This is a genomic window from Novosphingobium sp. KN65.2 (assembly GCF_001368935.1).
Classification (GTDB): domain Bacteria; phylum Pseudomonadota; class Alphaproteobacteria; order Sphingomonadales; family Sphingomonadaceae; genus Novosphingobium; species Novosphingobium mathurense.
On sequence record NZ_CCBH010000233.1, the window covers coordinates 1 to 6074 of the forward strand.

At 59.9% G+C, this 6074-nt stretch carries 4 protein-coding genes; 1 reads left to right on the forward strand and 3 read right to left on the reverse strand.

The annotated features are described in order from the left end of the window. Positions 1 to 183: 183 nt before the first annotated feature. The 3 genes from SPHV1_RS23905 to SPHV1_RS23915 form a co-directional block, all read right to left on the reverse strand. Entirely contained in the window at positions 184 to 1680 is a 1497-nt protein-coding gene (locus SPHV1_RS23905) for a sulfatase (RefSeq protein WP_082431152.1), read from the reverse strand. Positions 1681 to 1888: 208 nt separating this feature from the next. Next, positions 1889 to 3361: a sulfatase gene (locus tag SPHV1_RS23910; protein WP_231634846.1), complete on the reverse strand. Its 1473-nt coding sequence runs from the start codon at positions 3359 to 3361 to the stop codon at positions 1889 to 1891. Between the two features lie 58 nt (positions 3362 to 3419). Beyond that, the gene (locus tag SPHV1_RS23915) at positions 3420 to 4784 is read right to left on the reverse strand and encodes an MFS transporter (protein ID WP_054948493.1); all 1365 of its coding nucleotides are present in this window, start codon (positions 4782 to 4784) and stop codon (positions 3420 to 3422) included. Between the two features lie 258 nt (positions 4785 to 5042). On the opposite strand from SPHV1_RS23915, the gene SPHV1_RS23920 reads away from it, so the two are divergent. Continuing rightward, complete coding sequence (locus SPHV1_RS23920) at positions 5043 to 6056, forward strand: LacI family DNA-binding transcriptional regulator (protein ID WP_255352315.1); 1014 nt, start codon at positions 5043 to 5045, stop codon at positions 6054 to 6056. Positions 6057 to 6074: the final 18 nt, after the last annotated feature.

Genomic DNA, 6074 nt, shown 5'->3' on the forward strand with positions numbered 1-6074 from the left:
CAGCCGGCCAGTCGTTCAGACCCTTCGCGAACGCCCTGCGTTCACGGTCAGCCGCGCGATTGAGCAGACGCTTGCCGGGGCTGGCAGCCAATCTTCTTGCAGCAAGCCCTGCCAGTACATCGCAGACGGTATGCCCCTGATAGAATTTATCGTTTCTTTTCAATTGTCCTTTTGGGCGCCACCTCAATCGTCGCGGCGCAATCGATAACGTTCGGGGTTCTGCGCGACTTCTGCGGCTTGGCCAGCCAGCATCCGACGGTAGTTTTCGAGTTGAGGGTCCCCTGTTCGGATCATTTCGTCGAGCATGAGCTTCTTCATGCGCACGACACGGTCCTTGTGTTCGGGCGCATCGATTAGGTTGTGGCGCTGGCCGGGATCGTTCCTGAGGTCGTAGAGTGCCAGGGGATAGCCCTCGGTGTACTGTGCCGTCCGGCGTGCCATCGCAGGATCGTTCTTCGCCCGCTCCACCATGGCCGGCCAGGTCAGGCCGAACATGGATTCGGCGCGGAACTTCGTCTTTCCGCCATCCGCCCAAGGCGTCACGAGAAAGGCCCAGCGTCGATCCTGCAAAGTCCGCATCGGATAATGCATCCCGTTCGATACGTAGTCGACGAAGGACGTCACGAACGGACGATCGAGGCTTGGACCGCCCTGCAGCATCGGTACCCATGAATCCCCATCGATGCCTTCAGGCGGCGCCTGGCCAAGCAGGTCGCACAAGGTTGGCAGAATATCGAGGTTGGTGGTGAGGTTGTCGAACCGGCGCGGTGCTCCCATGCCCGGATAGTTCAATATGACGGGTGTGCGAATGCCGTGATCGTAGCAGGTCGCCTTGGCAAAAGGCATTGGCATGCCGTGGTCGGCAACGAACAGGACGATCGTGTTTGCCGCCTCGCCACTTGCTTCCAGTGCATCCAGGATGTGCCCTACCGCAATGTCCAGACGTTGGGCGGAATTCCAGTACTGGGCGTGTTCCTCGCGCACGTCCGGCAGGTCGTCGAGATTGGGTGGAATTTCTACATCGTTCGCACCGAGCTCTCGCGGTATCTTGAAGGGACCCTGGTTGTTGTTGTCCATCGCGAGACCGACCGGGCTGCCATAGAATGGCCGGTGCGGATCGTTGATGTTGCAGTTCACGAAGAACGGCTTCATCTGCGCCTGCGCCTCGGTGATCGCCAAAGACAGGAATGCGGCGTGGATCAGCGGGTGCCGGTCCTTACCTTCCGCGCTGTTGCGCCAGGGAAAGGACGAAGCGGGCTGCATGTGCCCGATCTTGTGGCTTGCAGCGCAATAATACTGTGCCGCATCCAGAACGCTGCACAAAGTCGGCGTGCCTTCGAACATCGGAAAGAATCCGTTGCCGCCATTGCGGTGCGGCAACTTGCCGCTCATTATCGCCTGGCGCGAGGGCATGCAGATCGGTGCAACGGTGCGCACCTGCTCGAAGACGTGGCTGCGTGCCGCCAGCTTGTCGAGATTTGGGGTCAGTCCTTTGCGACCGGTCATGAACCCGAGCGCGAACCAGTCCACATCGTCGGACGTGATCAGCAGCAAATTCGGTGCGCCGCGCCGATCGACGGGTTTGCGGTAGCTGCTGGCCCGCGCTCCGATTGGCATGAGCGCCATGGCCATTCCTGCTGCGCCTGCCTTGAGCACATCGCGTTTGCGAAATCCTGGCACTTAATTCGTTCCTCTGTCCCAAAGCCGCATCACCGCACTTGGACTTTTCGGCCTAGCGCATTCCGGATGAACGCATGCCGTTCTCCAGATACCATAGTGTAGCGCTAAATTGCTATTGGTATCGCTCCGGCCTGTCAAGGTCAGGGCGGAGCGACTATCGTGCGCGTGCAAATCGGTCACACGCACTGCCGGAAGGCGATCTGACCGGTCAGTAGACGAATTCCGTCTTCCGGCCGATAACCTCAACCTCCCTTGTTGAATGCACGGGCCACATGGGTTCGGGCAAGGCGGCGTCGAACGTGTTCAGTTCACGGGTCAGCTTCGTAGTTACCTCCGGTAGCTCGGCGGACAGGTCGGTTCGCTCCCAAGGATCGGCTTCGATGTCGTAAAGCCTCGTCTGCTTCCAGTCGAGCGAGCGCCACAACTTGTAGCGGCCATGCCGAAGTGCCTGGACCGGCCTTTGATCCCAGACGAAGGAGCGTTGCGTGGGGGCAGTGCCGGAGAGGGTATCCAGCAGATCAACCCCATCGAGTTCTTTCGGCAGCGGCTTGTTGGGTGACACGGCCTCGAGAACCGTTGGTACGATGTCGAGCGAACTGACCGGTGCCGCGATACGCTGTCCGGGCGCGATATGACCGGGCCAGGCAGCCATGAACGGCACGCGCATTCCGCCTTCGAGATAGGTGAACTTCCCACCGCCCCAGGGATGGGTTTGCGTGCAATAACCGAATTGGACTGGACACCCGTTGTCGCTGAGGAAGACGATCAGCGTGTCGTCGCGCAGACCCTTGTCGTCGAGTGCCTTGAGGATCTGGCCTATACCCGCGTCAAGCGCGTCGATCATCGCGACATAAGTGCGCCGTGCAGGATCGCTGATCTCGGAATGGCGATCGTAATATGTACGGGGCACCTGCAATGGCCAGTGCGGCGCATTATAGGCAACGTAAAGGAAAAAAGGATCCTCACCTTCAGCCTTGCGACCGATGAAGTCGACAGCGTGTTCGGTGATGTCCTCGGTAAGATATTTATGGGGATGGGCGACTGGGGCCATCTCCGGCCCTTCGTACAACTGTTGCGCACCTTCACGCTTATCGGGCTGATACTTGTCGAAGGCCGTAGGCGTGGTGACGATGCCCGGTGTATCGGGCGTCGCGTAAATGCTCTCGCCAGCAAGGAAGCCGAAAAACTCGTCGAACCCACGACGGGTGGGATAGAACTCCGGGGTGCTTCCCTGGTGCCACTTGCCGAAGGCTGCGGTATCGTAACCCAGCGGCTTCAACCTTTCGGCCAAAGTCGGCACATTGAGGGGGAGCCCCGCGCCCTTGTTGACCGCTCCGCGCTCTGTGATGTTGTACATGAATCCGAATGACGCCGGGACGCGGCCGCTGAGCAGTCCGGCGCGACTGACCGAGCAGATGGAAGCCGTCACGTAACCAGCAGAGAATGTTGCGCCCGCCGCGCCGATCGAGTCGATGTTGGGCGTCTGTATCGTGCTGGCGCCATTTGCCGAAACGTCTGTCCATGCAAGGTCGTCCACAAGTATGACGACGACGTTCGGACGCGTTCTGGTTTGCCTTTCAGCGGGTGCCGGTTGCGAGTGTGGCTGTGCTGCCGTCGCTGAGGTCGGACCCAGCGTTGTGCCTGCAAGCAAGGCTGCCAGGCCAATCTTCAATGCGCGCATGGAATTCATCTCCGAGGTCACGTCTATTGTGGTTGAGGCAGGAGCCCGCACGAACCCGTCAGGCAAGTTCGACCTTGGATTGTTCTGCGCGCGCAGCGCGCAATCCCGACATGCCGATGAGAAGAAGAACAAGAGCCATTGGCGATGCGAACGCGCAGACGAGCGAGATCGATTCGCCTACGCGGCCAGGATCGGCGAAGATGTAATCGGTCACCAAGGCTACGGCCGTAGGCCCGAGTGTCGAGCCGATCAGGTTGATCGCGAGCATGTAGATGACCGATACCTGCGCCCGCATTCCGTTTGGCGTAAGCTCCTGAAGGGCTGCAAGGCCGCCGCCGAAATTGAACCCGGCGAAGAAATTCATCGCGCCGATCCCGGCCAGTGCAAGGCTCGCCGTCGGCATGAGCGGAAAGCCGATTGTCAGCGGAATGAGTACGGAAAAGCCCAGCACGGCCGCTAGCAGGTTACCGTTGGCAAAGCCGCGGCGCTGCAGCCAACTGGCACAGAATCCACCGCTGAGAGCGCCCGTGGTGCCGCAGAAGAAAACCATCCACCCATAGGACGCGCCGATTTCCGAGATCGACATGCCGTAGCTGCGTTCAAGAAATGCCGGGATCCAGGCACCGGTACCATTGCCGACGAAGATCATCAGCGAGAAGCCGACAATAATGCCGAAATAGGCCCGTGCGTGGTGCCCGAGTTGAGCGAGTATCTCGCCCAGACTGGCGTGGGTGACCGGTTTGCCGAAGGAATTTCCACGGCGACGAGGCTCGCGCACGAGGAACATTGCGAGGGAAAGCAGCGCACCCGGCAGGCCGAGCAGCAGGAAAATGATATGCCAACCTTTCATCGTACCGAGGATCGGCACGACAATGTCGCTGCCCGGAGGGACCTGTGCCGCAATCAGTCCGCCCAAAATGAGTGCGCCCGCGCCTCCGAAATAGACGCCCATGTTGTAGATTCCCATCGCGATCGCGAGCCGTTCTTTCGGAAAATAGTCGGCCAACATGGAATAAGCCGCCGGGCTGAGCCCGCCTTCGCCCGTGCCGACTGCCACGCGAGCCATGAATAACCCGGAATAGCTGCGCACAAGTCCGCAGGCGGCAGTCGCAAGGCTCCATACGAAGATCGAGACAGCGATGATGTTGCGTCGGTTGGAGCGGTCCGCCAGCCAAGCCACGGGTACTCCGACCAGGACATAGAAGATGGTGAAACTGAGCCCGTACAGAAGGCTCATGGCAGTGTCCGATGCGCCGAGGTCTTCCTTGATGGGCTGCACCAGCAGCGCGAGAGCCTGACGGTCGACGAATGCCAACGTGTAAGCCGCCATCAGCAGGAACGCGGCCGTCCACGCTTGCCGTGCCGGCGGCCAGCTTTCCGCGTCTTGGGCTTGCGGGCCGGTCAGGGAAGAAGTGGCGTCCATCAAGTTCTCTCCATCGCTGGATCCTTTATAACGGATCCATGCCTGTTCGTTCTGAGCCGGTCTGCCAACGTGGAAGAAGCTCGGGTATGCCGAAAGCTCAGACTACACGCATCGATATTGTGTAGCGCTAAATCGCTATCCGTGCCGAGGGGGCTTGTCAATCATCGAAAGGCCAACTTATGGTCGATGTGCATGACGACAGAGACAACAGATCCCCCGGTAGGCCGCACCCGCAAGAGGGCAACCAAAGGCGCGACGATGGCAGCGGTAGCACGTCGTGCGGGGGTTTCCGCAATGACGGTTTCCAACGTCATCAACAACAAGGCGAGCGTGCAGCCCGCCACGCGCGAGGCTGTACTCAAGGCCATTGCAGAGCTTGACTATCGTCCCAACGCGGCTGCGCGTGCTCTGGCCAGTGCCAGTACGCTGCGGATTGGACTGCTCCACAGGGACGAAGACAGCGCGCTGCTCAGCGCCATGCTCGTAGGCTCGCTCAAGGCTGCGTCGCGTATCGGCGTGCAATTGGTCATCCAGACCTACGATCCGGAAACAGCGCTCGACGACATTCTGGAATTTGCCGAGTCCGGCCTTGACGGATTGCTCCTCCCGCCTCCTCTATGCGAACAGTTCAGTGACAGTGGCCTGATTGCAAGAATCAACATCCCCGTCGTAGCGATGGCGCCGGGCATGTCCCTTCCCGATATGGCCTGCGTACGGATCGACGACGAAGCGGCAGCCTTTGCTCTCACATCCCGCCTCATTTCGCATGGCCATAGTCGGATTGCCTTTGTCCTGCTGCCCGGAACGCACGTGGGAAAAGCGCGCCTTGAAGGGTACCGCCGGGCCTTGCGCGAACACGGCATCGCCGCAGATCCCGATCTTATCTGGCAAGCGCGGCCGATTTTTTCCGAAGGATTGGTCCTTGCCGAGGAAAAGCTGGGCGGCGCAGGAGATACAGCTGAGCCTGAAGCGTTCACGGCCATCATGGCCGGCAACGACGATATGGCTGCGGCCTTCGTCAATGTCGCACTTCGGCAAGGCAAGCGGATTCCAGAGGACCTCTCGATCACTGGGTTTGACGACAGTCCGATTGCAATCAAGATCTGGCCGACTTTGACAACCGTGCGCCAACCGCTTGCCGAAATCGCAGAACAAGCCACGGAAATTCTTATTAATATCCTTCGTAACCCCTCGACTTACCGGGCTTTGCCACGCTTCGTCGACTTCAAGCTGATTGAACGCGCCTCGGTCGCTGACGTCATGACGGGATAAGGAAAAAAAGAAGGGGGG